Origin of the sequence: uncultured Bacteroides sp., from assembly GCF_947632445.1 — a bacterium.
Taxonomy (GTDB): Bacteria; Bacteroidota; Bacteroidia; order Bacteroidales; family Bacteroidaceae; genus Bacteroides.
In genome coordinates this window covers 1-24591 of the sequence record NZ_CANRPM010000047.1, presented here as the reverse complement: position 1 = coordinate 24591, position 24591 = coordinate 1, and the positions used below count along the sequence as shown (strand labels likewise).

15 protein-coding genes are annotated in these 24591 nt (G+C 54.7%); 5 read left to right on the top strand and 10 right to left on the bottom strand.

Annotated elements, in window-relative coordinates; all coding sequences use genetic code 11:
* Window positions 1–187: 187 nt before the first annotated feature.
* From meaB to Q0Z70_RS09655, 10 genes are all read right to left on the bottom strand, one after another.
* Window positions 188–1300, bottom strand: coding sequence for a methylmalonyl Co-A mutase-associated GTPase MeaB (meaB, locus tag Q0Z70_RS09700; protein WP_298074020.1), 1113 nt, complete (start codon window positions 1298–1300; stop codon window positions 188–190).
* A gap of 2 nt (window positions 1301–1302) precedes the next feature.
* Window positions 1303–2373, bottom strand: coding sequence for a DUF1573 domain-containing protein (locus Q0Z70_RS09695; protein ID WP_298074018.1), 1071 nt, complete (start codon window positions 2371–2373; stop codon window positions 1303–1305).
* Between the two features lie 101 nt (window positions 2374–2474).
* Window positions 2475–8318: an alpha-2-macroglobulin family protein gene (locus Q0Z70_RS09690; RefSeq protein WP_298074016.1), complete on the bottom strand. Its 5844-nt coding sequence runs from the start codon at window positions 8316–8318 to the stop codon at window positions 2475–2477.
* A gap of 152 nt (window positions 8319–8470) precedes the next feature.
* A complete protein-coding gene (gene ccsA / locus Q0Z70_RS09685) occupies window positions 8471–10693 on the bottom strand; it encodes a cytochrome c biogenesis protein CcsA (RefSeq protein ID WP_298074014.1) in 2223 nt (740 codons plus the stop codon).
* A gap of 124 nt (window positions 10694–10817) precedes the next feature.
* Window positions 10818–12476, bottom strand: a complete 1659-nt coding sequence (locus tag Q0Z70_RS09680; RefSeq protein ID WP_298074012.1) for a di-heme oxidoredictase family protein — start codon at window positions 12474–12476, stop codon at window positions 10818–10820.
* Between the two features lie 19 nt (window positions 12477–12495).
* The gene (locus Q0Z70_RS09675; RefSeq protein WP_298074010.1) at window positions 12496–13758 is read right to left on the bottom strand and encodes an imelysin family protein; all 1263 of its coding nucleotides are present in this window, start codon (window positions 13756–13758) and stop codon (window positions 12496–12498) included.
* A gap of 63 nt (window positions 13759–13821) precedes the next feature.
* Window positions 13822–15180, bottom strand: a complete 1359-nt coding sequence (locus tag Q0Z70_RS09670; protein ID WP_298074008.1) for a hypothetical protein — start codon at window positions 15178–15180, stop codon at window positions 13822–13824.
* A 207-nt stretch (window positions 15181–15387) separates the two neighbouring features.
* Window positions 15388–15531, bottom strand: a complete 144-nt coding sequence (locus Q0Z70_RS09665; RefSeq protein ID WP_298074022.1) for a DNA-binding protein — start codon at window positions 15529–15531, stop codon at window positions 15388–15390.
* 90 nt (window positions 15532–15621) lie between these two features.
* On the bottom strand, window positions 15622–16968 hold the full coding sequence (locus Q0Z70_RS09660) for an alpha/beta fold hydrolase (RefSeq protein WP_298074006.1): 1347 nt from the start codon (window positions 16966–16968) through the stop codon (window positions 15622–15624).
* A gap of 104 nt (window positions 16969–17072) precedes the next feature.
* Entirely contained in the window at window positions 17073–18035 is a 963-nt protein-coding gene (locus Q0Z70_RS09655; RefSeq protein ID WP_298074004.1) for an SPFH domain-containing protein, read from the bottom strand.
* Window positions 18036–18360: 325 nt separating this feature from the next.
* Between Q0Z70_RS09655 and rplU the strand changes: the two genes are divergently transcribed.
* The 5 genes from rplU to Q0Z70_RS09630 all read left to right on the top strand — a co-directional run bounded on the left by rplU (window position 18361) and on the right by Q0Z70_RS09630 (window position 24249).
* A complete protein-coding gene (gene rplU / locus Q0Z70_RS09650) occupies window positions 18361–18678 on the top strand; it encodes a 50S ribosomal protein L21 (protein ID WP_298074002.1) in 318 nt (105 codons plus the stop codon).
* 23 nt (window positions 18679–18701) lie between these two features.
* Window positions 18702–18971, top strand: a complete 270-nt coding sequence (rpmA, locus tag Q0Z70_RS09645; RefSeq protein ID WP_298074000.1) for a 50S ribosomal protein L27 — start codon at window positions 18702–18704, stop codon at window positions 18969–18971.
* Window positions 18972–19124: 153 nt separating this feature from the next.
* On the top strand, window positions 19125–20399 hold the full coding sequence (serS, locus tag Q0Z70_RS09640; protein WP_298073999.1) for a serine--tRNA ligase: 1275 nt from the start codon (window positions 19125–19127) through the stop codon (window positions 20397–20399).
* 101 nt (window positions 20400–20500) lie between these two features.
* Window positions 20501–21712, top strand: a complete 1212-nt coding sequence (gene gluP, locus Q0Z70_RS09635; RefSeq protein WP_298073997.1) for a glucose/galactose MFS transporter — start codon at window positions 20501–20503, stop codon at window positions 21710–21712.
* Between the two features lie 191 nt (window positions 21713–21903).
* Window positions 21904–24249 carry a bifunctional dihydroorotate dehydrogenase B NAD binding subunit/NADPH-dependent glutamate synthase gene (locus Q0Z70_RS09630; protein WP_298073995.1) on the top strand — a complete coding sequence of 782 codons (2346 nt, stop codon included), beginning with the start codon at window positions 21904–21906 and terminating at the stop codon, window positions 24247–24249.
* Window positions 24250–24591 lie beyond the last annotated feature (342 nt).

The window sequence follows — 24591 nt, the reverse complement described above, 5'->3', positions numbered from 1 at the left end:
CAGGAAGGTTTCCAGCTTCGGGAAAACGCCCTGCAGAGCGCAGGAAGGTTTCCAGCTTCGGGAAAACGCCCTGCAGAACGCAGGAAGGTTTCCAGCTTCGGGAAAACGTCCTGCAGAGCGCAGGAAGGTTTCCGGGCTTCGGGAAAACGTCCTGCAGAGCGCAGGAAGGTTTCCGGGCTCCGGGACATCAGACGGAATTTCCCTTCATGTCTTCAAAATACGTGTCAAGCAACGACTTGGCGGCGACAAACGAGGTGAGGCTGCCTTGCAGCACCTGCTGTTCGCAGCCGGCCAGCAGGGCCTCTATCTTCGGATTGTGGTAGAAGCTGTGGCGCAGCTGCTCGTTGATGCTTTCGTACATCCAATATTTGCTCTGCTCGTTGCGGCGATAGACAAAATAGCCGTTCTCCTTCACGAAGCCGATATATTGATAGACCATGTCCCAGATTTCTTTCACGCCGAGATTGTAGAAGCCCGAATAGGTGAGCACCTGCGGCGTCCATCCGCTTTCGGGGGCGGGAAAGAGATGGAGGGCGTTGCGGAACTGGGCGGCGGCCAGACGGGCGCGTTCGATGTTGTCGCCGTCGGCTTTGTTGATGACAATGCCGTCCGCCATTTCCATGATGCCGCGCTTGATGCCCTGCAGCTCGTCGCCCGTGCCGGCCAGCTGGATGAGCAGGAAGAAATCGACCATCGAATGCACGGCCGTTTCGCTCTGCCCCACTCCCACCGTCTCGACAAAAATCTTGTCGTAACCGGCGGCCTCGCAGAGGATGATGGTCTCGCGCGTCTTGCGTGCCACCCCTCCCAGCGACCCTGCCGAGGGGCTAGGGCGGATGAAGGATTTCGGGTGGACGGAGAGCTTCTCCATGCGGGTCTTGTCGCCCAGAATGCTGCCTTTGCTGCGCTCGCTGCTGGGGTCGATGGCCAGGACGGCCAGTTTTCCTCCGTAGCGTTCGAGGATGTGGAGGCCGAAGACGTCGATGGACGTACTCTTGCCGGCCCCCGGCACGCCGCTGATGCCGACGCGGACCGAATTGCCCGCATAGGGCAGGCATTTCTCGATGACCTCCTGCGCCACGGCCTGATGTTCGGGCCTTACGCTCTCGACCAGCGTCACGGCCCGGCTCAGAACGGTGACGTCGCCTTTCAGGATGCCGTCCACATAGTCGGCCACGGTCAGTTCGCGTTTCTTCTGCCTCGGACGGTTCTTCAGGTAGGGATTTACGGACGAGGGCTGCTCGACGCCTGCATTGACGGTCAGTCCCTTGTATTCGGCACAGTTTTCAGGATGTTCCATGATTATTCGGCTTTAATGTTGATTTCTGTTTTCGGCTGCGCGGGGTCGTTCGTAATCAGCAGCAGGCGCAAGCGGCGGCGGTGTCTGCCGATATTTTTCTTCGTGACGGAAACACGCAGGCGGGTGGATTCGCCCGGCGCGAGGACGGTCTTCTTCAGGCTGACGCCCACCGCCGGATGGAACACCTGAATTTTGCCGATCTGCAAAGGCGACCGCCCCGCGTTGGTCACGGTAATGTCCCGCTGCGCCCGCGCCTTCTTCGCCAGGTCGCCGCTCAGGTCGACATCGAGGGCCGAAAGACGGATGGCCGGCGCATTCAGCCGCTCCGTCTCCGTCAACCCGGAAAAATCGGGCAAAACGACGGCAGAGACAGGCAGCTCGTTTTCCTCGCTGACTTTATCGCCCATGAAGCGGGCAAGGTAAACCGACGACTGGGTCAGGCCCAGGTCCGTCAGCTTTTCGGAGTCCAACGTCAGGGTCAGCGTACCGCGTTCGCCCTGTTGCAGCACTTCGGGTTCGGTCTTCATCTCCATATAGGGCGGCAGATGCATCAGGACAGGCTCGTATGGCTCGTCGGAGAGATTTACCACGCTGATACACACGACGGGATGCTCGCCGCGCTGCACGTCGGGGAAGTTTATTTCGTTCCGGTCGATACGTATCTGCCCCACCAAATAGGGATGGGTGCGGGTGAAGTCGCGGACTTCCGTCACCACTTCCCCGTCGAACTCCAGATATACCGGAAAGGACGACGCATTGGTGAATATGGCTACCGATTTCTGGAAATGCCCCAGCGCTTCGGCGTCGAAAGTCACGTCCACCGTCCCTTTGCCGCCGGGAGCGATGGGGGCCTCCGTCCAGCGGGCGGCCGTACAGGCGCAATCGGGTTCCACGCCGGAAAGCACCAGCGGCTCGTCTCCGGTATTGGTGACGGTGTATTGCACGGTCACCGGATGTTTCCATTCAATCTGTCCCAAGTGTTGCATCCGGGTGCTCGACGTAAAGCGTGCCTGCGCCGAAAGCGTGGCCGCCAGGGCCGTGCCCAAAGCAATTATCGCGAAAAAACGTTTCATCTGTTTCGTCCTTATCTTTATTACCTGCCGCAAATTTACAAAATTCAAGCCGAAGAAACAGCCTGTCCCGCATATTTTAGGCAAGTTTTTGGTTTCCCCGTTCATTCCTTCACCCGCAAAGGCGCGCCGGCCGACGAATGGACCGCCATTTCGGGCGCATAGGCACACTGCACGTCGGCAAGCCCCGACCGGTAGGTGCCCGCCTGCGAAACGCGGCAGCTGTACTCCAATACGTAGGTTCCCTTGCCCAAATGGTCGAAGAAGAAGCGGGTCGAGGCATCCTTCGTCTCGGCATAGCAGCCGACGCCTCCCATCCGGCGGTAGCCCGAAAGCGCGGCGGTCGGTTCGAGGCAGGCGGCACGGCTGTCCTTCAGCCGGACGTAATCCATCGCGCGGTCGAGACGGAGCACGAGGCGGATAACTAACTTGTCGCCCACGCGGAGGCCGTCCCCGCTCTCTATCGGATGAAGTTCCGAACGGGAAGCGGCTGTTTTCCGCTCGACGAAATATTGTTTTTCGACGGACAGGCCGGTACTTTGTGCCCGGACATCGTCCACCGGCGAAAGATACCGGGCATAGACGGCTCCCCACGCCATGCCCTCGTCGTGTTTCTCCACTTCCGCAGTGCGGGCTTTGAGGGCGGCGCTGCCTTCTCCGTAAGTCTCCCTTATATATCCCAGGCCTTGCAACGGGCGGGCGGAAGCGTCGGTCGTGCGGAGGCGTTCGCGACCCAAGACGAGGGTGACGTCACCCCGGTCGGCCAGCCAGTTGCGTCCGTTGCACAGAAGGGCATAGACAGCGTCGGCCGAAGCGACAGGCGTGTTCCATTGGGTGGTCTGCTTCTGTTTCAGCAGCCAGCGCTTCATTTCCTCGACGAGCGGCCCGTTGCCTTCGGAGCGCGACAGGGCTTCCATCGCGGCCACATGGGCGGGGACGGGCATCATGCCCCAGCTGTAATAGCCGTCGTTGAAGGCGAAATGGGCGCCCATCGTCTCTTCCCGTATCAGGTGTTCCTTGAGCGAGGCTTCGAAGGCAGCGGCATCGGCCTTGCGCCCTGCGGCTTGCAGAATGACGGCGGCTTGCGCCTTGCGCTGCATGGAAGCGGTTGTCAGCTGGCGGGGCAGAAGGGACAGGAAGTAGTTGTGTACGTTCTTGTCGGCCTGCTTCATCACGTCGGCATCCAGGGCCGACAGGTAGAGGTAGTCGAAGGCGGCGGCCGAAAGGGCGGTTATCGGCTTGCCCTTGCGTTCGGCTTCGCGAAGGCGTTTGTATTCCTTGAGAGCTTCCTGATGCAGATAGGCGGAGGCGCGCTGCTTCATCGTTGCGGCGTCGGCGTCGAGCGGGCTTCCCGTCAGCAGAGGCAGACGCACAAGCAGAGTGGCAATGCAGGCGGTGATGTCGCGGCTGCCGCCCATGCCTTTGTACCAGCTCCAGGCACCGTCCTCGCCCTGCAACTCCTTCAGGCGGGTAAGGGCCGAGAAGGTGAGATTGCGTTGGCGGTTGGCGTCGAACAACTGCGTGAGACGCTGCATGCGCTCCGTGTCCGAAGTGGCTTCGGCCAGCCAGGGCGTCTCGCTCAGCAGCATGTTCATCAAGTCCTCGTTCTGCTCCAGGCGGCTGAGGAAAGCGTCCTTGTTCTGCCCGTCGGCCTGCCAACTCTCAATGACCTCGCGGATGCGAGGCTGCGACCGGGCGACGGAGGCGGCGAGCGTGTTGGCATAATAGGCTACGGCCCAGGAGATGGCATTCTCGCCGTCGGGCAGGGTCATGGCAGGCAAAGCCTGTACGGCCATCCAGGCGGGATTGCCCGTCACCTCGACGGTCAGGCGCCGACGGGTGGCGGTGGGGCTGTTGCGGTTGAACAACGTATCGAGGCGGAGCGTGCAGGCATCGTTGCCCTTCAGGTCGAAGACGAGCGTTTCCGTCACACACTCCTGATTGTCGAGCACGGGGAGAACGTGCTGCTCACCGTCGCTGAAGCTGCCTCCATCGGCCGTGAGACGCACGCCCAGCAGGGTATAGCGGCCGTCCACATCGAAGGCGAAGCTGACGGCGGCGTTGCGGCCGGCTTCCGCTTCAAATTTTTCGTGGCGGGTCAGGATGACTTTCTCGGTTGCGGGATCGAACAACTGTAATGTCACCCGCCCTTTTACCGTCCCCTCGGTCAGGTTGCTCACTGTGGCGGCCACCTGCGCCCGGTCGCCCGTGCGGAAGAAGCGCGGCAGGTTGGGACGCAGCATGAATTCCTTGGCGCTGACGATTGATGCTTCGAGCAGGCCCGTCTGCATGTCTTTCGTGTGGGTATAGCCGCGGAAGTTCCATCGGGTCAGGCTCTGCGGCAGGGTGAAGGCTACGACCACTTCGCCCCGTTCGTCGGTGCGGAGCCGGGGATAGAAGAAGGCCGTCTCGGCAAAGTTGGTGCGCAGGTCGGCATCGGGGCGGAGGGTTTCGGCGGTATTCACCGCCATTTCTTCAAGCACCGCACCCGTAATCGCGCCCGACTCTTCCACCATTTCAAAAACGACATCGTTAGCGGCTGCCTTCTGCATGCCCAGACCTCTCACCGCAACAGGCGCATTGCCGTATCTCACGACAAGTGCATCGTCGACTACTTGCGGTACCAGCCAGGGCGAGCAGAAGCGGTCGAACGCCCAGCCGGGTATCTTCCAGTCGGGTATCGTGAAGTAGGGCGACAGGTAGAGATGACCGGCCGTGTTCAGCTGTACGCTGCGCCAGTCGATCTGCGGAGCGAAGAAGACGCCCCACGACTGACGGTTGGGATAAAGCTTGTCGAGCGAAGCGTCGTACATCAACGCCAACATTTCGGCCGAGGCGGGCAGGCCTTCGGGCGTGGTCACCACAAGCCGCCATTCCTCTTCCTGTCCGGGACGCAGGCGGTCGCGAAAGACTTCCCACTTCATTTGCAGGGTTCGGTCGGGGTGGATACGTCTCAAGAAAGCAGTCTTACTGTACAGCTTTCCTCCCTTCAGCGTGTTGAACAGGAGGGTGACGCTTTCGCCGTAGCTGTCCAAATAGGGCATTTCAACGCACATCAGAGTGTCGGAGAGTTGCAACAGACGGCTTTCCACGCGCTTCCCGTTGGTGAAGACATCCATCCATACCCAGGCATCTTCGAACGAAGTACCCAAGCAGAAGGAAGCCTTTTCGCCAGCCGCCACCTCCATCGTCCGTTCATGGAAGAAGAACGGGAAACGAACAGGCGGACAAGCCTTTTCGCCAGCCGCCACCTCCATCGTCCGTTCATGGAAGAAGAACGGGGAACGAACAGGCGGACGACGGTCTTCCTTCGAGAAAAGGGTAAAGGAAGCGGTGCTCTCCACCCGATGGCCCAACGAGTCGATGGCACATGCCGTCAGGCGATAACGGCCTGAAGGTACGTTCCGCCAGGTGGTCGAAGGATTCTTCTTGCCTGTGAGGCATCGTCCGCTCAGGGTGGGTGTACCATTCTTTGTCATCAGTTCTCCGGCTTCCGTCTCAGGCTCGATGCGCCAGTCGGCAGTCAGTGCAAGAGGCGACATTTGGGGATTGGAGGCATACACCATCCATTGGGCAGTGTCTTCCTTGCATACTTGCGTGGGGATGGAAATACCCAGGTTGAATGCCTGCGAGCCTGCCGAAAGGGTATAGGAAGCGGCTTGCGTTTCGCCTGCTTCGTCGGTCACGATTGCTTCCACTTCGAATCCGATTTGCCAGGGCCGGAGATTCTTTTCTCTCTCGCCTTCCAGTTTGATGTCGATGGCAAAACGGCCTTGTGCATCGAGACGCACGGTGTCGGCCTTCAGCATCTTGTCTGCATTCAGATAGCTCCGCAGACGGTCGTAGCGCTTCAAACTCCAAGCCAAAGGCATCTCCTGAACAGAAGCCCCGCTAAAGGCCTTCACTTCGCCGCGAAGAGTCACAGTCTCGCCCAGACAATAAGGAACGGTAACGGGCTGGAAAGTGATTTCAAACGTCGGACGTTTGTATTCTTCCACCTGAAAGCGGACGGTGCCTGAAACATTCCCTTGGGCACGCACCATGAACCGGCCGTTCAGGCAAGCGGAAGGCAGAGTAAAGTCGGCGGTGAAGGAACCGAATTCATTGGTTTGTACACGCCGGGCAGCTATCTGCTTGCGATTGGCATCGAGCAGCTCCAAATTCACCCATTCGCCTTCTATCACTTGAGCGCTATTCTCTCCTTTATTATATACAACTCCTTTCAGGTAAATGGTCTGACCAGGACGATAGATGCTTCGGTCGGTAAGGAGCGAAAGTTCGCGGCGTTCGCCTGCCAAGGATTGTGCCGGGCGGTTCAGATACACCCCAGTGGAAGGCAGTGCCGCATCCGTCCCTTTGCTAAGGGTGTAGCAAGTGTTATAGTCATGTTTTTCGAGAGTCACAAGGGCTTTTCCCTGTTCGTCGGTTACGACCTCCTTCAGCAGGCGACGGTTCTTTTCATCGTTCGATGAATAGAAGCAGACGCGCACCCCTCCTTCTGCATGGCCGCTACGACCGTCGAGTGTGGTCACTTCCATCTGCCCTTCGCCTAAATCGAGCGTCAGGGCACGCAGGCGGCTCACCGACAGGAAGCAACGGCTTTTACGTCCGTTCTTGCCTTGAGGCATGACTTCCACGACATAGACACCCACCTCCTGAGGAACAGGCAAGGGCAAGCTCGTGATACTCTCCAAATAAGGGAGATCAGCCTCCGGCTTATGTTCTGCAGGCAGAGGAGCCAAAACGAGTTGTTGGCTATAAACACGGCGGGGCGCCAAACTGCGGAAAGTCCTGTCGTTATTGCAATCATAGCGGGTAGAATAACCGCTTAGATTTGTGGCGTAGATATTCAGTGTGACAGGTGCATCCATTGTACGATAGCGCATGTGCAAATCCAATGTATCGCCCGGATAACCGATACTCTCGGCAGAAATAGCCAGCTGCGGACGCAAGAGTTCAGCACGAAGTTGCTTCACCTGCCCGATGCGTGCATAGGAAGCATAGCGGCGGATAGCCTCATCGCACAGCCTGATGGCCTCACCCACACTGCGTCTTTCGCCTTCACGGCTCATCCATTGGGCCTTGCGAAGGTAGACTTCAGCACACAAGGGACGGTCGGCATAACGAGCTATCAGGTTGTCGAGGGCTTGCAGGTAAGCTGTTTCATCCTGCAAAGCACTTCCATTCTTCCACTCCCAGTAGTCGAGCGTGGCCAACAGGCAAGCATCTGCCCTATCAGTGCGAGCTGCATACGTGTCCATCATTTGTTGATAGATGTAGGCAATGCGCGCCTGCATCAAGGAGTCGGCTCCCGCCCCCGTCATGGATTTCAATGCACTGACGGCCCGGCGTGCCAGCAGATGATAAAGGTCGTGGCTGTAGTAAACGCTCTGTTCGCCCTGCTCCACAAAAGGCTGATAGCCGTTTGTCGAAGTCTTCGTAAGCAAATCTACATTATTGAGCGAAGTCAAAGCATGCCTTTCCACCTTATTTATAAACTGAAGAGGGGTCCATTCACGCACGTCGGTCGGTTGTTCGTCCGCAGCCAAATCTGTTCGTGCGGCAATGACACGACGGTTATGCTGCCAATATCCGGCATATTCATCCGCCAAAATCGAATGAAGAATGGCGCGGTCGGTTTCATCTGTTTCCGTAGCTACCCATTGCTCCATAGCGTTCAGGCGTGTATAAAGGCTGTCCGGTGTCAGACGTTCCTGAAAAGCAGCCCGACAAAGATAGGCCTTCAGCAGTTGTGGCGAGTTTTTTTCGGCCAATGCTTTCTGGCAGATTTCACCCGCTAAATTCACTACAGTCTGCGGCAAGCTCTTTTTCTGCGCCTGCTCCACTTGCTTCCATAATTTCTCATACGATTGTGCTTGGGCGCATATTCCCCACCCAAGGAGGATGCTCCACAAAGCAATCTTGCATATACATTGTAAACCTTTCATAAGCATTTTCCTTTCATTCTTTCTCCAATAAATAGATGTCTGTTCCGTTTTTGAATATATTACTTAGAGCAAAGGAAAGGATTAAAGTTTAAATAGCCGTATCTTTTAACTGAAAAAGTCTGAAAAGAAAGTAGAAAAGAGGGAAGCACGCTTCATGCGTAACTGTGCATGCCTCCCAAAAGGAAATTGACGCCAAAGTAAGTAACCAGCACGCAGAAGAAGGCCGCCACACTAAACACGTGAAAGAACAACGGACGACGAAAGCAGGGCAGTGAAACAGGATGAAGAGCCAGAGCATATACAAGCATCGTGACCAAGGCCCAGACTTCCTTAGGATCCCATCCCCAGTAGCGACCCCACGACACATTTGCCCACACAGCGCCAATGAAGATGCCCGCCGCCAGCAGGAAGACGGCGGGATAGAGCAGCAGGCGGCTCACCACCTGAAGGCGTTCCACCTGGGCAGCACACTCTCTGCGTGAAGCAAGCAAGGCCAACGCCGCCACACCATTGAGCATGACGAAGGCTAACAGGGCATAGGCCACCATGATGGCCGCCACATGCACGCTGAGTAAGGGCGAGGCAAGGACAGGCATCAACTGTCCCACCTGCGGATTGCGTTCGCCCAGCATGGACACCATCAGAGCCAGGCCGCACACCAAGAAGCCAAAGGGAAGCGCCAGGGGCAGGCGGCGATAGAAAATGAAGGTAAGCAAAGCGGCACAAAGGGCCAGCAGATGCATCGTCTCATGACCGTTGGACATAGGCAGATGACCGCTCACCAGACTGCGGAGCACCATTAAACCTGCCAGCCAGCAGGCCATTAGTCCCAACACGGCCAGCGACACATGCCCCACCCCTTGCCTTTCCTTCCGACAAAGCATCAGACAACGGACAGAATAAACAAAGGAGAGAAGCCCCAGCACGACAGAAATCACGGCCAGCGGAAGGCTGTCATTCAGTCGGTTATAGAGCCGTTCGGCACAGAAGCGGAGGTCGGAGGGCAGTAATGCCCCACCCTTACGCTGCTGATAGCGGCGTATCTTGTCCACCAGCCGATCCACTTCGGCAAAGTGCTTGCGTGCCACCTGCTCGGCCACGTAGTTCATTGCCCCACGCACAAAAGTGCCTTCTTCGAGGGGCATATCGCGCGGCAAGCGGTCAGCCAGGGAAAGCCATTCCAAGCGGGAATCATCGGCCGACGACGGGGAGGTATAAGGAAAGATACGCCACAATGCCCCTGTCGCCACGCTGCTCACTAAGCTGAACTTCTCGTTGGCCTCGCTCACGGCCTTCACGTCGGTTAAAGAAGCGTCGGCCAAAGTTTCGACATCGAGTTTGTAACCTTCAGAACCGAAGAAATCCTGCAACGAGGAATATCTCCCCTCGACACCCAACAGGCGGCGCACGCCGGCACTCTTCACGCGGATGCACGGCTCGCGCTTCCAGTCGTCGTAGTAGAAGAACCAGCCCGTCAGTACCTGTTCGGCTGTGAGACCCTGATACGCAGGCTTGCCATAGAGCTTCATGGTAAAATCCTTAGCCAACGTCTGCAAGGGGCAGACGCGATCGTTGTAATAGACATAAAGCCGACCGAAGCTGGCGGCTGTTTCGCGCGGCAATGTGCGCGGAAGTTTATCGGCAGCCTGCATAAAGGGAGCGGCTAACAACAAACTTGTCACACCCGCCGACCGAAGCGACGGATGGCGAAGCAGTTGGCGGAACCCGCTCTGAGGCTCAAAGAAGAAAGCCAGGGCCGAAAGCAACAGGAGGGCATACCCCGTATAGGTGAGACCGATGCCCCACGGATCGCAAGCCACAGACAAAGTGGCCCCTTGCCCGTCGGAGTCGTAGCCCGACTGATAGAAGCGATAGCCTTTATGGCGGAAGATGCGGTTCATGGACACTTCGCCCTGATATACTTCGTCGCCTTCAATCAGCGTGAAGCGGCTCACGAAATCTTTCGGTGCGGATGTGCCTGCATAATATTCCACCTTGAACTCTTCCAGCAAAAGGCGGAAGGGGAAAGCCGCCGTCTGCCCATCGGACATGGTAAAAGTTTCCACTTCCCTGCCCTGCCGCAGATGCACACGCCCCTGTACGCCCCACACATGGGTGACCAACGCCCCCAGCAGAATCCATACCAAGGAGAGATGAAACAAAAAAATCGTCCGATGCTTCTGTACCCGACGATGCCACAACCAAGCCAAAGCCGCAACGGCCAGCAGCGCCCAGCAAACCACAAACCAAGGCGAGCCATAGACATGACGCACCACAAAGGGAGTGCCCCACACTTTCTCCACACATGTGGCGGCCATCAATACACAGACAAGCAGGCCCAACAGGCCGAAAGAGAAGTTTCGCAAAACTTTCATACCGGAAAAGATTTTATAGGAAAAACAGTGCTTTCCACCACAGAAAGCACTGCTTTACACGGACGAACTCTACGTTTTAAGAAGATCGGTGCAAAGCAATGCAATAATCTGTTGATTTAAGCAATCAGATGGAGTCGATGAACTTCACCACCGCCTCGCGGTCTTCTTTCGAAAGCTCGCGAAACTTTTGGACGGTGTAGTAGGCATCGCTCTGCTCGCTGGTGCCATGCCATAGGATGGCTTCAAGCGTAGTACGTGCACGGCAGTCGTGCAGTCGGTCGGCATATTCGGCTCCTGTGCAACGCTGGTGCAGGCCGCGTCCCCAAAGTGGAGTGGTGCGACACCAGCCGGTGCGGATGTCGTTCACCATGTGGAGCTTGTGCTGCACCATGTCGGTATAGGGCCAAATCTTCTGATGAGGATAGCGGGGCAGTTGCTTGGCCTTGTCGCCTGTGAAGAAACGGGCAGGGTCGCGTATCTCGTCATCGCCCGTTGTCCACGTAGGCTTATGGCAATAGGCACAACCTATCTCCGAGAAGAGTTCCTTGCCGCGAAGTACATCTTCGTCGTCCACGTTGCGGGCGGCAGGCACAGCCAGTCCCCGATGCCACACCATGAGGTCGATATAGTCCTGGTCACTCACTTCGACGGGCAAGGTTTTTGACGTCAGGTAGTTGTAGATGTTGTCTTCCACGTTGTCCGTAAACCATTCGGGATGTTCTTCGGGTGTGGATACTTGAGCAATGTAGCCGGGAAATCCCGCCTGAATGTCAGGATCCTGCAAAGCATATTGGGCGTAGGAGCCTGCCGCGTCGAGGTAATGGAAGCGGCGATCGTTACGTGTGGCATTGGTAATGTTCCAAAAGGCGTTGGCTCCCGCGGCGTCCTGCAGGGGGCCACGGCTCAGGGCGTAAGTGTAACGAAAGGGGTATTTCGTGCCGTCACCTCCCTGAGCGGTGTTGGCATACTGGCCCGTCCAGTCGCCGTTGGCGAAGATATTCGGGTTCAGACCGTTGGTCAGATAGCCGTCCTGTTCCTGTTTGGCGTATTCAGCCTTTAGGTCTTCGTCGCTGATTGCATCGAGCAAGCCCGTACCATAGATGCCGATGGTGGATTCCAGACGCACTTCATAGTCGCCCACGTCGTAACCCTTGTTAGCCACATAGATGGCACTCTTGGGGATGTTCACCTCAGGATAGCGCAACCGATAGGTCTCTCCGTCGGGGAACTTGTTACCGAAGGCGTCGGTGTACTCATGCCAGGTGATGGTGATCTGCGACTCGTCGAGCGGCGCCTTGAAGGGAGCTACAGCTTTGGTTTGCGGCATGCCTGCCAGCCAAGGCACATAGGCATTGGTCGCAGGATTATAGACCACCAGCAGATAACCGTTGCCTATCTCATTGGTGTTGAACGTGCCGTTGTTCTGACTCTTGCCGTGTCCATAGCCAGGATGGCAATGTATGCACGATGTTCGGATGTAGAGCGGCCCCAAGCCATGACGCATGCCGTCGAAGTTGGCCGTAAAGGGTTTCTCAAAGAACTGCTCGCCTCGGTTGAAAGCGGCGTTCATGGCGACGTCGACCTCAACTACGGCAGTAGGATCTTCAAAGGCTGTGGAGGTAGAATTGGAGGTAGTGCCCAGTTCACCGCCCGTATAATACCACTCAGGCAGCTCGATAGGCGTCTCGGGCGAGAGGTTGTCGCCCTTCATGTCGTCGTCGCTACAGGCCGCCAAGCTTAGGGTGGCCCCAAGGATTGCATAAAAACAGGTTTTTCTCTTCATAGACTTTCTTCTTTTCTTTTTAATGATTGGCCTGCAACAACGTCTTCACTTCGTCGAAGATGTCATTCATCACATTGCAGGCGTCGATGGCATCCTGATTGATTCTATCATACTCGGCCGCACCACAGGTGTAGGCAAAAGGTTCGCCCATCAGGCTTATCTTGTCGTAGGCGGTTTGGATGGCGGCTTTCACACGGCTGTCCAAATCGGCATCGAGCGTGGAAATGTAGGTACTTAGCGTGTGGGTAGCCGTTTGAATGCTGCCGTCCACCGAAGGCGAACCTTGGTAGGCATTACGGATACTGATGACATTGCCCTGAAAATCGCGGATGGAATTCAGGCTGTAGGGCGACTCGATGTAGCTGGGATCATACTCCATGCCGCCCGAAGGCAGCCCTTTGCCGGTGGGATTGCCAATCTTGATGTTGCCCACCTCGTTCGCAATGTTCTGTATACCGGCCGTTATCATGTCGTACACCACGTCCAAATAGTTCTTATATTCACTGCCTGCCGCACCTGCGTTCTTGATGTTCTCGCCGAAGTTCTTGCCTTTGTCCAGCTCGGCGTCGGTCAAAATCTGCTGCTTCTCGGCCGATACATTCTCAATTCCTGCCCAACAAGCCTCCAACAGGATGCACTGATTGCGCAGGTCTCCTGCCAGCCCCACGAGATAATTCAGCTCCTCGATGGTGTAGTTCAGATTGTGGGGCACGCAAGTAGAACTAGCCGTAGCGTTGCCGCTGGCATTGGTATTCGTCAATTCGAAGAGCAAGTACTCGATAGCGTGGAAGCCTTGCAGGGCATAGCCCAGGTAGTTACCCACATAGTTACCCTCGTCGTCCATTTGAGTCATCTGAGCAGGATTGTTCAGCAAAGCGTCCATACCCGTCTTATCCAGTGGCCAGGAGTCGATGTGAGGGTCCACGTTATAGTCGCCCGCAGGGCCGAACAACCATGCTTCACTCTTCTCCCAATAGTCGCGTGCCAACTTCCAAGCCTCGCAAGCGGCCGCCACGTCGGCGGTAGTCAGCGTGCCGGCTTGTTTCTTGGTGCGGATGTCGATGCACAGGCTGTGGAGGTTCATGGCGGCATCGGCCATACCCTGATACGAAAGAATTACGGTTTTGTCGGCAAAGTCGGCCACCACTTCCTTCAAGGCCTTTTCCTGAGCCGAAAGTTCAGCTCCATCTACAGGTTCGTCGTTTTCACTACAAGATGTCATACTCACGCCCATCATGGCTCCTATAGCCAGACAGAACGGAAATTTCAGAAACGTTTTCATTGTGTCTTATGCTTTTGGTTATTATATAAAATATTCAAATGATAAAGGAAATAAATCTCTGTCTTACAAGTTAAAGAAGCCCGCATAGGCCACACCCACCGACACAGCCGGCTCGTTGTTGAACCGACTCTTGAGTAGACCGATGGAATATTCGCCCTTGAGCACAATGTCCTTTAGCGGATAGTAATTGATGCCTACGGCCAGACGCTGACGGCCATATTCCTCATAGTGGGTTACAGCCTTGGCAATCTCATACATGGAGTCATAGTACTCGTAGCGGCCGAAGAGGTAAAGGTGCCGCTCTTTGTCGGTTCGCTTGAAATTGAGCGAGAGGAAGTCGTAGCCCACCTCCACACCAGTGGCGATGGCACTCGAGGCTACGGGCTGTTTGGGCGAAGGAGAGTCTTTGGAGAAGCTCTGGTTGTAGCGGGTGATGAGGTCGGCTTCGGACAAGTGACCGTAGTCGAACGAGCCTCGTGCCACCCAGTTGTGAGCGTTATAGCAGAAGTCGAACGAACCGATGAGTACCGTGCCCTTTACATCATCGTAAACGGAATTGGTGGCTTTCTTCAGGGTATTGCTGAAAGAGTTGCCCGCATAGCCGCTGAACGAGAGTCGCAAGCCTTTCACCGAATAGTTGTCCACGCGGAAGGCACCCGCCATGGCGTTGGCTATCTTAAATTCGTAGGGGCTGCCTGCTCCACCCTTCACCCAGTTCTTGCTGCCGAAACGGTCGGAATCGAGACCCGGCAGGAGCATGACTTCGTAGCGCCACTGCCCGGCACGACCCCAAAGGCTGATGCCTGTCTCGTGCCATGTACAGGGCAAGATGGCGTTCTCGCCCTCGGGACGGTAAACGCCAAAGAACTCCGTTGGCAGGTGGTGGGCATTAGCCATGCCGACGGGCACCACCATGTGACCCAGTTTAATGTTGAATTGAGGGCAGAATGATTTCTGAATCCAAAACTGTTCGAGGGCCACTTCTCCGCCACGCTCCACTTCGCTTTCGTATTCGCCGCCTTCGTGCTCCTCGATTTCGACGGCACTCTCCGTGCCTCCATGCTCAAACTCGATTTCGGAACCCATAGTCCAGCCCTTACCAAAATCGTAACCCAGCATGATAACTACATGAGGCAGGTCGAAGCGTCCATGCGTGTCGTCCTTGTAGTTCTGCGGGCTGTCGTAGCGCAGGTAGTTATCACTATAGAAATTGTAGCTGTAGACGGCTTCTCCATAACCGCCGATGGTGAAGCGCCGCTTGAGAGGAGTTGCCTCAAAGTCGGTTTTCTGTACGGATTCGATACTTGCCAACTTGCTCTTTCCGTCAGTTTCCTGCCGCTGAAGGGTTGCCTCTTCGTCGGCGTAAAGTGCTCCTGTATAGAGCATCAGGCCCAGTGAAAGGCCCCATACCTTTTGTTTCATTCCCTTATTTTTATAATTTTTGGTCGGTGCAAAGGTACGGGAGCACTCCAAAGGGAGCAATACCCAAAAGTGGGTATTGTGAGGAAGGAAATAGATAAAAGTAGGTAGTTTTCAGGTATGAGGTATTAGATATGAAAAGAAATGATTTTCAATTCTCATTATCCTTTCTTCACTATCAATGTTTAAGAACGCGCCATAAAAAATCCTTTATTTCTCATTCTTCGTTGCATCGCCCTTCTTCGGCTTCTTCAGCCGCCCGCTCTTGCGCAGAGCCTCATTGATAATCCACTGGAGCTGGCTGTTGGTCCTGCGGAACTCGTCGGCCGCCCACTTTTCGACGGCATCCATCATAACGGCGTCCACGCGCAGGAAAAAACTCTTGGTTGTATTTCCTTTCTTTGCTGCCACTTCTCTATACATATTTTACCTGACAAACAACAATCAGCGCACATCCCTGCCGCGGATGAAGCCGGCCACATCGTCGGCCACGTAGGCAGGAACTGGATGTGCCTCGTTATACTCCAGCGGCGTAGACTTGCCTTTGCCTTCCTGCAACAAGTGATTCAATGCGGGGTAAGACTTGAGTTGTGCCTTGGGGCAGGTGAGCAGGCCCATGAGCCAAAGGCCGTAGTCCTGCATGGTCACCTGATAGTCTCGCTCGCCCTGAAGCACCAGTAGAGGGCAAGTTAAAGTCGACGCCGTACGCACGGCATTGTATGTCTGTAGAAATTCCCAATATTCTCTGGGGACTCCCAACGGCAACGGAATGGTGTCGTTGAAGTCGGGTGTGCCCAGGCGTTTCACGTTAGCTACCTGCCTTCTCAGTTCGTCCAGACGGGCATGTGCCTGTTCGTCGGGCGTAGTCAGCGAGGCGAGATATTCCGACTGCTCCACCAGCAAGTCCTCTAAAGGACGGGCGGGTCCGGCCAAGATAATGATACCTGCCACCTGCGGCGAACGCCGGGCGATGCGCGGCGCCATCATGCCGCCCTGACTGTGGCCGAGGACAAAGACACTGTCTGCCGCCACCTGGGGCAAGCCAGCCGCCAGCCGGACAGCCGAAAGGGCATCGTCCACCGTTTCTACGTCCATATCCAGCCGGCGGCCTTGGGGAACGCAGTCGGCACCATAGACCTTTGTGCGCTTGTCGTAGCGCAAAGTGGCAATGCCTCGGTATGCCAGCAGCCAAGCCAAATCGCGGAAGGGTTTGTTGGGGCCTATAGTTTCATCGCGGTCGTTAGGCCCCGAAGCGTGTACAAGCACCACGCAGGGCACCCGTCGCCCCTTCTCTTTCGTGCGGGGCAAGGTCAGCGTGGCGGGCAGACGGTAGCCGTCGGTCGTCACCAAGGTGTCGCGCTCTTCCATCAACGTTCGGTCGAAGGCCACAGTGGGCGCTCCGGCAGGTTCGGGAGCGGGTATCACACGGATGGTATTCATCCGTCCGTCGGCATCGAAGCCCACGAGCAGACGCAGGCGGCAACGTTCGAAGGTCAGATCGCGGCAGTATAACTCCACACCCTGCATGGTTTCCTGCGTCCATGTTCCGGCCGACTTCAATGCGCCGAACTGGGCCGTCAACTGACGCCACGTGTCAGTAAACAAGGCGGGCGAAAGCTGTTTTTGTGCTTCGTCGTTGAGGGCGGCATAAATGCTGTCGCCACATCCGGCCATAAAGTGTTCATAAATGCGCTCCGCACGCGACCGATGGTCGTCCTGCGCCCATCCGCTGAGAGCACTTCCACTCAGCAGAAAGAGCCAAATTCCTATCAAAAGTTTCCAATTATCCATATATTATTCTTCAAATTATCCATATATCACTCTTCAGCCAACAGTTGTTATAGCAGTAGTCCGAGAATACTCCAGCAGCCGACGCGCATGAAAACCTCAATGTTCTAATGATACAGTGTACCCGTATTCACCACCGGCTGGGCAGCTTCATCGGCACAAAGCACCACGAGCAAGTTGCTCACCATGGCTGCCTTCTTCTCCTCATCCAGCTCCACGATTTCATCTTTCGACAGCTTATCCAGTGCCATGTGCACCATCGACACGGCACCTTCGACAATCTTTTCGCGGGCGCTGATGATGGCCGATGCCTGCTGGCGGCGCAGCATCACGGCGGCAATCTCAGGTGCATAAGCCAAGTAGTTGATGCGAGCCTCCAGCACTTCGATGCCTGCCATAGCCAGACGTTCGTTCAGTTTCTGCTCCAGCTGATCGTTAATTTCCTCGCCGCCCGAGCGAAGGGTCAGTTCGCCGTCGGCACCCTCGTTGTCGTCGTAGGCATACTGCCCGGCTACCTGGCGCAAGGCAGCGTCGCTCTGTATCTTTACGAAATTCTCGAAGGCGTTCATGCGATTGGCTACGGCATTGCCCACGTTCATCGTCTTGCCGTCGCTCGACATTGTACCCGCAGCGCTGGCCATAGTCTGTGCGTCAATCTCGAACATAGCCTTGTACGTGTCCTTCAGTTTCCACACCAGCACGAGGCCTATCAGTACGGGATTGCCTATCTTGTCGTTCACCTTGATAGGCTCCACATCGAGGTTGCGTGCACGCAGTGATAACTTCTTGGCCCCCATGAAAGGGTTTATCCAAAAGAAGCCTGTCTCGCGAAATGTTCCCTTATATTTGCCGAAGAAGACCATGACCCGCGCCTCGTTGGGTTCCAGCATCAGGTAACCGCAGTTCAGAATGATACACAGCACGGACATCACCGCTCCCAGTACACAGAGTAACACGCTGCCCGCCACGAAGCAGCACAACGTAACACCCAGCCACACAAACAAGAAGAGAAACAGGGCCAGAAACCCGTTCAGCTTAAAACCTTTGAAATTCATTTCCTTCGTTTCCATACGCATTGTTTAAGTGATATTATTTTGATATCGCAAAGATATGTATTTGTTTCCAGAATGCAATAATAAAGACAGAAAAAGCGACACGGCAACACATCACGCCGCACCGATAAAAGCGTCACTTTCCCAATGCGAAAACACTGCTTTACGACCCGTAAATGGATGCAAAGCTAAAAAGAAGCGGAAATAATTGCAGAAACATTTGCACATTTCAGACGAAAGCAGTAATTTTGTGCCCGATTATTCCGAAACGGGTTCGACAAAGAGTTTTTCCAAGTGATTGGAAACCACCCGACGGAGCTAACTTATAACAGTTTTTATAAGCATGTACGCAATAGTAGAAATCAACGGCCAGCAGTTCAAGGCAGAAGCTGGCAAGAAGCTGTTCGTTCACCACATCCAGAACACAGAAGCGGGTGCGACAGTAGAATTTGAGAAAGTTCTTTTGGTAGACAAAGACGGAAACGTAACGGTAGGCCTGCCGACGGTAGAAGGCGCAAAGGTAGTTTGCGAAGTGGTTTCTCCGCTGGTAAAGGGCGATAAGGTACTCGTTTTCCACAAGAAGAGAAGAAAAGGTTACCGCAAGCTGAACGGTCATCGGCAGCAGTTTACGGAACTAACAATCAAAGAAGTAGTAGCTTAATCAAATTAAAAAAGTAAGAAGAAATGGCACATAAAAAAGGTGTTGGTAGTTCTAAGAACGGCCGTGAATCAGCAAGTAAGAGATTAGGCGTTAAGATATTCGGTGGCGAAGCTTGCAAGGCAGGTAACATCATCGTTCGTCAGAGAGGTACAGCATTCCATCCGGGCAAGAATATCGGCATGGGCAGTGACCACACTCTCTACGCCTTGGTAGACGGAACAGTAAAATTCAAAGTAGGTCGCGAAGACAGACGTTATGTATCTGTTATCCCGGCCGAAAGCGCAGAAGCATAATCGTTTCCCGACAACATAAAAAAGGAAGGGATGTACCTGAAGAAGGATGCATCCCTTTCTTTTTGCCACAATTATTACACCTTATCTGTTTTTTATTTATCTTTGTGCATTGAAAAAATCAGCAAGGAATATAATCCAAAACAAAAACAAGATATGCTTACCATCAAACAAATCACAGAGAACACGGACGCCGTCATACGCGGCCTGGAAAAGAAGCATTTCAGGAATGCCAAGGAAGCTGTCGAACAGGCGCTGGCCCTGAATAACAAACGTAGAAGTACGCAGACATTGCTCGATAACAACCTCGCCGAGGTGAACACCTTGTCCAAGTCCATCGGCCAACTGATGAAAGAAGGCAGAAAAGATGAGGCCGAGACGGCCAAAGCACGCGTAGGCCAACTGAAGGAAGCCAACAAAACCTTGCAGGCAGACATGGAACAGGCCGCACAAGACCTGCAACAACTGCTCTACACTATCCCTAACGTGCCCTATGACGAAGTGCCCGAAGGTGCTACGGCCGAAGACAACCTCGTGGTAAAGATGGGCGGCATGGAGACCAAACTGCCCAAAGATGCCCTGCCCCACTGGGAATTGGCAAAGAAATATGACATCATCGACTTCGACTTAGGCGTGAAAATCACCGGCGCAGGTTTCCCCGTGTACAAAGGTAAGGGTGCCCGCCTGCAACGCGCCCTCATCAACTTCTTCCTCGACGAGGCCCGCACATCGGGCTATACCGAAATTATGCCGCCTACAGTGGTGAATGCCGCTTCGGGCTATGGTACAGGTCAGTTGCCCGACAAGGAGGGACAGATGTATCATTGCGAAGTGGACGACCTCTATCTCATCCCTACGGCCGAAGTGCCCGTAACGAACATCTACCGAGACGTCATCCTCGACGAGAAGCAACTTCCCATCAAGAACTGCGCCTACACCGAGTGCTTCCGCCGCGAAGCAGGCTCCTACGGTAAGGATGTACGCGGTCTGAACCGCCTGCATGAATTTTCGAAAGTGGAATTAGTGCGCATCGACAAACCTGAACACTCCAAGCAAAGCCATCAGGAGATGCTCGACCACGTAGAAGGCCTGCTCCAGAAACTGGAGTTGCCCTACCGCATCCTGCGCCTCTGTGGCGGCGACATGAGCTTTACGGCTGCCATCTGCTACGACTTCGAGGTGTATAGCGAAGCGCAGAAACGCTGGCTGGAGGTAAGTTCCGTGTCCAACTTCGATACCTATCAGGCCAACCGCCTGAAATGCCGCTACCGCACGGCCGAGAAAAAGATCGAGTTGTGCCATACGCTGAACGGCTCCGCCCTGGCCCTGCCACGCATTGTGGCCGCCCTGTTAGAGAATAACCAGACGCCTGAAGGCATCCGCATCCCCAAGGCACTGGTGCCTTATTGCGGCTTTGACTTAATTAATTAAGAATGAAAAAGATAAAAATTGAAAATTGGAAGGATGTACTCATTCTCCTATTTTTCAATTTTTCAGTTCAATAAATTTCTAACCCAATAATCTATTTCATCATGAATGCAAAAAACAAAAGTTTCGCATTGCCGCTGACATTCATCGGCATCATGTTCTTTGCCATCGGCTTCGCGCTGGGCATCAACTCATTACTCGTACCTGTCCTGCAGGGTTCGTTAGGCATCTCGAACGCCGCTTCCTATCTGATTATCGCTGCGACGTTCATTCCCTTCCTCGTATTCGGCTATCCTGCCGGACTGACCATCAAAGCCATCGGCTATAAGCGCACCATGTCGCTCTCGTTCATCATCTTTGCCGTGGCCTTCTACCTGTTTATCCTCTCGGCCAACTACAAGAGCTTCAGCCTTTTCCTGCTGGCCTCGTTCATCAGCGGTGCGGCCAATGCCTACCTGCAAGCATCCGTCAATCCCTACATCACGATCTTAGGCCCGCTGGAGAGTGCCGCCAAGCGTATCAGCATCATGGGTATCTGCAACAAGCTGGCCTGGCCCATCCCATCCATCTTCATCGTATGGCTGCTGGGCAAGGATGTGAACCTTATCGGCATTGAAGACCTGAACAAGCCATTTGTCATCATCATTTGCGCCTTCATCGCTCTAGGCATCATGGCTTTCTTCGCTCCCCTGCCCGAAGTGAAGGCTGAGGGTGAAGACGAAGACGACACTACTCCCAATGCCTCCAGCTATGCTGCCGGCAAGACGTCTGTCTTCCAGTTCCCTCATCTGCTGCTGGGCTGCCTCGCATTGTTCCTCTACGTGGGTGTCGAAACCGTTTCGCTGGGCACACTCGTCGATTATGCCAACTCGTTGGGCCTGCCGGGTGCGGCCAACTATGCTTGGATTGCCCCCATCGGCATCGTCATCGGCTACCTCTGTGGCATCATCTTCATTCCAAAATACATCAGCCAAGCTGTTGCACTGAAGATTTGCTCCATCTTGGCCGTCATCGGTTCGCTGCTCGTCGTACTCACACCGCAGAACATCTCCATTTACTTCATTTCGTTCATGGCGCTGGGGTGCTCACTGATGTGGCCTGCCCTGTGGCCGCTGGCTATGGCCGATTTGGGCAAGTTCACCAAGGCCGGTTCGTCACTGCTCATCATGGCCATGTTTGGCGGTGCCGTCATCCCCACCCTTTACGGATGGCTAAAAGACGTGACCAGTCCCCAGCAAGCCTATTGGCTCTGCCTGCCATGCTTCCTATTCATCCTCTATTACGGCGTGTCGGGATATAAGATCCGCACGAAGTAAGGAATAAGCATAAATTCAGGAGTTAAGCCAAATGCCAGGTTTTTGCACACCAAGGTATCGGCTTAACTCCTTTCCCCTCCTCCCTAAACTTTCTTCCCTTTCTTTCTTTGATTTTAAAAAACAAGCCGTATCTTTGTAAAATCTATCAATCTGAAAGCAATTAGATAATTATACATACAAATTTTTGGATAATGAACAAAATCATTAGCAAAGAACTATTCTCTGAGAAAGTATTCAAATTTGAAGTGGAAGCGCCACTCATAGCCCGCTCGCGCAAGGCCGGACATTTCGTCATCGTCCGCGTGGATGCCAAGGGCGAGCGCATGCCGTTGACCATCGCAGGAGCCGACGTGCAGAAGGGCACCATCACGCTGGTGGTGCAGGAAGTGGGCCTCTCATCCACCAAATTGTGCCAGCTGAACGAAGGCGATTACATCCTCGACGTAGTGGGTCCGCTGGGACAAGCCACACACATCGAGAAGTTTGGTACGGTGGTATGTGCCGGTGGCGGTGTGGGTGTAGCTCCGATGCTGCCTATCATCCAGGCCCTGAAAGAGGCAGGCAATCGCGTGATTTCTGTCTTGGCCGGTCGCACCAAGAACCTGATTATCCTTGAAGACGAAATACGAAAGTCGTCGGACGAGGTCATCATCATGACAGACGACGGCTCGTATGGCAACAAAGGCCTCGTGACCGAAGGCATCGAGAGCGTCATCAAGCGCGAGAAGGTGGACAAGTGTTTTGCTATTGGCCCTGCCATCATGATGAAATTCTGCTGCCTGTTAACCCGAAAATACAACATTCCGACCGATGTGTCGCTAAACACCATCATGGTGGATGGTACGGGCATGTGTGGTGCCTGCCGCATCACCGTAGGCGGAAAGACTAAGTTTGTCTGTGTGGATGGTCCTGAATTCGACGGCCACCAGGTAGAATGGGACGAGATGTTCAAGCGTATGGGTTCGTTCAAAGACGTGGAACGCGAAGAAATGAGCCATCTGGAAGCTTCCGTCTGCCATGCTGTTCCTCAAGAGAAAGCATCGGCTGATACAACCGCTGCAAGAGGCCCCATGACCAACACTCCGATAAAGGAACTCCTTGACCGCAATGCGCCGTGGCGTGAAGCCCTACGCAAGAGCATGAAGCCGAAGGAGCGTACCTCCATCGCACGCTGCCCGATGAACGAACTCGACCCTGTCTATCGCGCTACAACCCGCACGGAGGAAGTGAATACGGGTTACACCAAAGAACAGGCCGTGACCGAGGCCAAGCGTTGCCTGGATTGCGCCAATCCGACGTGTATGCAAGGCTGTCCCGTCAGCATCAACATCCCCTCATTCATCAAGAACGTGGAGCGTGGCGAATTCCTCGAAGCTGCCCGCGTACTGAAGCACACCTCATCCCTGCCCGCTGTCTGCGGACGTGTCTGTCCGCAGGAGAAGCAGTGCGAAAGCCAATGCATACACCTGAAGATGAATGAACCTGCCGTAGCCATCGGCAATCTGGAACGTTTCGTGGCCGACTATGAGCGCGAGAGCGGTAACATCATCCTGCCCGAATTGGCTCCCAAGAACGGAATCAAGGTAGTCGTTGTAGGTTCGGGTCCTGCCGGTCTGAGCTTTGCAGGCGATATGGTGAAGTATGGCTACGACGTCACCGTCTTCGAGGCTCTGCACGAAATTGGCGGCGTATTGAAGTATGGCATCCCTGAATTCCGCCTGCCCAACAAGATTGTGGACGTAGAAATTAACAATCTTGAGAAGATGGGCGTGAAGTTCGTCAAGGACTGCATCATAGGCAAAACAGAAAGCGTGGAAGAGCTTCAGAAGGAAGGCTACAAAGGCGTGTTCATCGCTTCAGGTGCCGGTTTGCCCAACTTCATGAACATACCTGGCGAGAACAGTGTGAACATCATGTCAAGCAACGAGTACCTGACGCGCGTCAACCTGATGGACGCCTCCAACCCCGAAACCGACACCCCTATCAACCCCGCCAAGCGCGTCATGGTGGTGGGCGGAGGCAACACGGCTATGGACTCCTGCCGCACAGCCAAACGTCTGGGAGCCGAGAAGGTATATATCGTCTACCGCCGTAGCGAAGCCGAAATGCCCGCCCGACTGGAGGAGGTGAAACACGCCAAGGAAGAAGGCATCGAATTCCTGACCCTGCACAATCCGCTCGAATACATCGCCGACGAAAAAGGAGCCGTGAAGCAGGTCATCCTCCAACAAATGGAACTGGGTGAGCCCGACGCCAGCGGACGACGCAGCCCTGTACCCATCCCAGGAGCTACCGTCACGCTCGACATCGACATGGCTGTAGTGGCAGTAGGCGTATCGCCGAACCCCATCGTACCCAAATCCATCAAAGGCTTGGAACTGGGCCGCAAGAACACTATCGCTGTCAACGAGCAGATGCAGAGCAGCATCCCCACCATTTATGCAGGTGGTGACATCGTGCGCGGTGGAGCAACCGTCATCCTTGCCATGGGCGACGGACGACGCGCGGCAGAAGCCATGCACCACCAGCTGAATTAACGCACTAAACGCTTATACGTTATTACAGGCAATGCAGAAAGGCTTCTGTCCATGCATTGCCTGTATTTTTTATGCCCCAATTTTTTCTATTCCGAATTGAAATGCAGAGAGGGATAAGAAAAAATTTCCGTCACCGTAAGAAAGCACTGCATGAAGATGCGAGGAAACACTGTATGAGGGTGTGACGAAGCACTTCGTGAGGATGTGAGGAAACACTTCGTGAGTGTGTAAGAAAGCACTTTATTAGGGTGTAAGGAAGCACTTCGTGAGGAGGCGAGGAAGCACTTTGTGAGGAGAAAAGAAACAAAATGCGGACAAGTGTAAAAAGTGGGAATCTATATG